2 protein-coding genes are annotated in these 1729 nt (G+C 48.3%); both read left to right on the plus strand.

Features of this window, described 5'->3' with window-relative positions:
- Positions 1-1481: MBL fold metallo-hydrolase (locus PX484_RS06175; RefSeq protein ID WP_288103166.1), on the plus strand; the 1481-nt coding region annotated here is incomplete at its 5' end.
- A 111-nt stretch (positions 1482-1592) separates the two neighbouring features.
- Positions 1593-1729: DUF2887 domain-containing protein (locus PX484_RS06180; RefSeq protein WP_287637689.1), on the plus strand; the 137-nt coding region annotated here is incomplete at its 3' end.

Consider the following 1729-nt stretch of genomic DNA (forward strand, 5'->3'; position numbering starts at 1 on the left):
AAAACAAAAAACCACCCGTGGATCTGGTGTTCTGTAGTCATGCCCACAGCGATCACATCCGTGGGTTAATGGCTCTCCATCAGACCTATCCCCAATTGCCAGTTTATGCCAGTGAGGTGACAGTACAACTGCTGCCCCTACAATGGCCCGATTCTGCCGAGGAAATCGGCAGTTTCTGTCAGGGTTGGCCATGGCGATCGCCGATCGCTCTCTTTGATGATCTCACCGTCGAGATTTTTCCGGCCGGCCACCTACCCGGGGCCGCCGTGGTTCTCTTCACCTACAAAACCCCCAAACGCACCTATAAGGTCCTCTATACCGGCGATTTTTCCCTGTCTAATTTTCAACTGGTGGAAGGATTATCGATCGATCTGCTGCGGGGAATATCCCCCGATGTGCTGATTATTGAAGGCAGTTACGGCACAGAACGCCATCCCCACCGACGACAGCAGGAAAAACAGTTGATGAATCGCATCTATCATGCGATCGCTGAGGGGCAAAATGTCTTACTACCCGTCCCCGCTTTGGGATTGGGTCAAGAAATTTTAAAATTACTGCGGTCGCACCACCAATTCACGGGCCGCGACATTGATATCTGGGTTGGGGGCAAGATCGCTAAAGCTTGCGATGCCTACCTAGAAATCTTACCACAATTTCCCGCATCTGTCCAGAATTTTGCCAAACATCAGCCCTTATTTTGGGATGAGCGCATCTGTCCCCGGTTGCGAAGGTTGCCAGAAAAACCGACACCTCTAGGGGGAACCACTCCGATAATTTTACTAATCGATCGCCTAGAGGAGGTGAGTAAATATCTGCAAGGGGATAAACCTTGGTTAATGTTAGCTCCCCAACACCTGCACGATATCAACCTGGAGAATCCCCGATTAAAAGCGGCACAGCGTTCGGGATTAATTAGCCAAGAAACCTATCTACTGGCCGAACATAGCGATAGTCGCAACACCACCCAACTGATCCATAACCTGCGACCACAGCATATCATGTTCGTCCATGGCTCGCCCCTATATCTAGCGGATTTGACCAGTTTAGAAGAATTACAAAGCCGTTATCAACTCCATTCTCCGGCCGTGGGAACCCTGGTAGAATTGCCTATTGGCGATCGCTTTATGCAACCGACACCCCCGGCCCCCAGTCACTATGAGGGAGAATTAAATGAATCGGATTCGATCATCACTATCACCTTACCAGAGTCGATCACCCGGGATCCCCGGTGGAGTAATTTCGCCGATACGGGACTGGTGGAAGCTCGCTGGCAAGGGGAAGAATTATTATTGCGGGGAGTCTCCCAACGGGAATTATTAAGCGAGAGTCCTAATCGCATCACCAAAGCTTTAGAGGAGATGGATTGCTGTCGTGTCTGTGTCCACTACAAAAGTCAGCGCTGTTGGAATCCCGCTTCTCCCCTCTACGGTTTTAAAGTGGTTGCCGAAGGCTATTGTCCCGTTTTTGAGGCCAATATATGATTAGGGTCTGCCTCCATACAGAAATACTAAAAAATTAAATTTTAACTCAGGCTCTGTAAGACTTTTAGCCATAGCTAGTATATTCCTAGGGGGAAGTTCAGAAATAAAAGCATGAAAACTGACACGATTTTTTATCAACTCTTTCAATCATTCCCCTCTATCTTCTTTGAATTAATTCAACTCCCTATCAGCGAAGCCAATAACTACCGCTTTGACTCAGTGGAAGTCAAACAACTTTCCTTTCGTCT

Origin of the sequence: Microcystis sp. M49636_WE2, from assembly GCF_030065375.1 — a bacterium.
GTDB lineage: Bacteria > Cyanobacteriota > Cyanobacteriia > Cyanobacteriales > Microcystaceae > Microcystis > Microcystis aeruginosa_C.